At 76.1% G+C, this 2,084-nt stretch carries 2 protein-coding genes and 1 pseudogene; all 3 read left to right on the top strand.

Annotated features, from left to right (window positions below; all coding sequences use genetic code 11):
- Positions 1–506 (top strand): annotated as a pseudogene (locus ACFU6K_RS37720) (hypothetical protein); the annotation flags it as partial.
- 160 nt (positions 507–666) lie between these two features.
- Positions 667–1,101: a sec-independent translocase gene (locus ACFU6K_RS37715; RefSeq protein ID WP_380670980.1), complete on the top strand. Its 435-nt coding sequence runs from the start codon at positions 667–669 to the stop codon at positions 1,099–1,101.
- A gap of 223 nt (positions 1,102–1,324) precedes the next feature.
- Positions 1,325–1,993, top strand: coding sequence for a hypothetical protein (locus ACFU6K_RS37710; protein WP_380670978.1), 669 nt, complete (start codon positions 1,325–1,327; stop codon positions 1,991–1,993).
- Positions 1,994–2,084 lie beyond the last annotated feature (91 nt).

The following is a 2,084-nucleotide window of genomic DNA, read 5'->3' as shown; positions in this document are numbered from 1 at the left end:
GCGGCAGCCGGCTCGACGGCGGCTCCTTCGGCCGCGGCGCCGGGGCCTCCTTCGGGGCCGGCGCGCTCGGCGCGGACGCCCCGCTGCCCGGGGTCGACCCGCGCGCCTTCGGGCGCGGCGCGGTGCTGCGGCCGCTGATGGGCCGGCGCTCCGCCCGCCCCGAGCCCACCGCCGCCCCCGCCCGTCCGCAGTCCTCCGCGGCCGTCGTCCGCCCGCCCGCGCGGGGCCGCCGGCTGGTGTTCGCCGCCGCGGGCGCCTTCTCCGTCGCCGCGGTGACGCTCGGCGGCGTCGGCGGGCTCAGTACGCAGGGCGAGGAGCGCCACGGCACCACCGTCAGCCCGCCCGGCGCCGGTACCGGACGCGGCGGCGGACTCGTCCCGATGAACGCCCAGGTCCCGGTGGACTTCCCCGGTCGCCCGGTCGCCGCGACCCGCGAAGCGACCCCGCCGGGCTCCCCGGAGCGCTACCCCGGGGGCGTCGCCGCACAGCGCCAGCAGACCCGCTAGAGCAACCCTCGACGGACCCGGGACGCACGCTCGATCCCCCGTCCGGACGGCCTCGGCCACCGGCAGGTCTTTACCACGGCTTCATCCCAGCGTGGACCAGGGACTCGCCGGTGGCCATTACCCTGTAGGAACCGTCGTCCGACGAGCTAGGGAGCCAAAGGTGTTCAGCGACGTGAGCGGGCTGGAGGTGCTGACCCTCGTCGTGATGGCCATCATCATCTTCGGTCCGGACAAACTGCCGAAGCTGATCCAGGACACCATGAACGTCGTCCGGAAGATCCGGTCCTTCGCCGACAACGCGAAGGAGGACATCCGCAGCGAGCTGGGCCCCGACTTCCAGGACTTCGAGTTCGAGGACCTGAACCCCAAGACCTTCGTCCGCAAGCAGCTCATGGGCGGCGAGGAGGACCCGCTGGGCCTCAAGGGGATGAAGGACTCGCTGGACATCCGCTCCGTCCTGGACGACAAGCCCGCGGCCCCGGTCAACGGCCGCAGCGGCAGCGTCAGCTTCGAGAAGTCCGCGCCGGCCCCCGCCTCCGCCGGCGCCCCGCTGGCCCCCGGCGAGCGCCCCCCGTTCGACCCCGACGCCACCTGAACCGACCCCGCGTACGGCGCTCCGGCGCCGCGCCACCGCCCCGCCCGGCCACCCGGCTGAGCGGGGCGGTGGCGTGCGCGCCGCTATTGTGCTGATTGCTCCCGCTGAGCCGTCCGTCACACCGCGCCCCGTCGCGGACCGGGAACGGCCCCGGGGAGCGCCGCGGTACGCCACCATGGGAGCGCGCCACGGCAGGCAAACGTGTGTTTGAGGAGGCCCGGGGATGGACGCGACGAGTCAGGCGGGAGGGGCGACGGCCACGGCCGGCGGCCCGGTGGTCGGCGGACAGGCCGGCCCGGCGGACCCGCTGGTGCCCTACCTGTCCGCAGACTTCCCCTGGTACGGGCTGGACGAGGGCTGGACCGGCCGTCGCTTCCTGGCGCAGGCCGGCGCCGGCCCCCGCACCGCGGGCAGCGTCGACTACGGCTCGCTCGGCCACGGCGAGGAGCCGGCCCAGCGGTACGAGCCGCGCGACGTGCGGAAGTTCGCCGTCGTGGTCACCGTGGCCCGCCGGGACAGCCGCCGCAGCGCCGACAACACCGGCACCCTGGAGGCGACCTCCGCCTCCTCCGCCGCCTGGCTGGCCGGCTCCGGCCTGCTCGCCGGGACCTGGCCCGGGCAGCTGGACCGGGCGCTGCGCCAGGACTGGCTGGACCAGCAGAGCAGCCTCGCCTGGGACCTCGCCGACGACCTGGCCGGCCCCGGCTGGTCCACCCTCAGCCTGCCGGTCAACGGCCTGCCGCAGCCCTTCCGCTACCGCGAGTCCGAGTACGGCTGGGTGCTGGCCGGCGAGGCCCCCGGCGTCCTGCTCGGCGCCTACGGCCGCGGCGTCAGCGCGTACGGCCTCGGCTTCTCCACCGTCCCGGACCTGACCGCCTACACCCGGCCGTAGGGCCCGCGGCGGTACGGCAGAGGCTCCGCGGCGGTACGGCGAAGGGCCGGGTGGTCACCCCACCCGGCCCACCGCCAGCATCCACCCCAGG

It is taken from the genome of Kitasatospora sp. NPDC057512 (assembly GCF_042802135.1).
Classification (GTDB): Bacteria; Actinomycetota; Actinomycetes; order Streptomycetales; family Streptomycetaceae; genus Kitasatospora.
Note: the sequence above shows the minus strand (reverse complement) of the source record. Positions and strands in the feature narration are given on the sequence as shown.

Excerpts from the sequence above, each read along its gene's own strand:
- ACFU6K_RS37710 (WP_380670978.1), top strand. The coding sequence starts at position 1,325 with ATGGACGCGACGAGTCAGGCGGGAGGGGCGACGGCCACGGCCGGCGGC.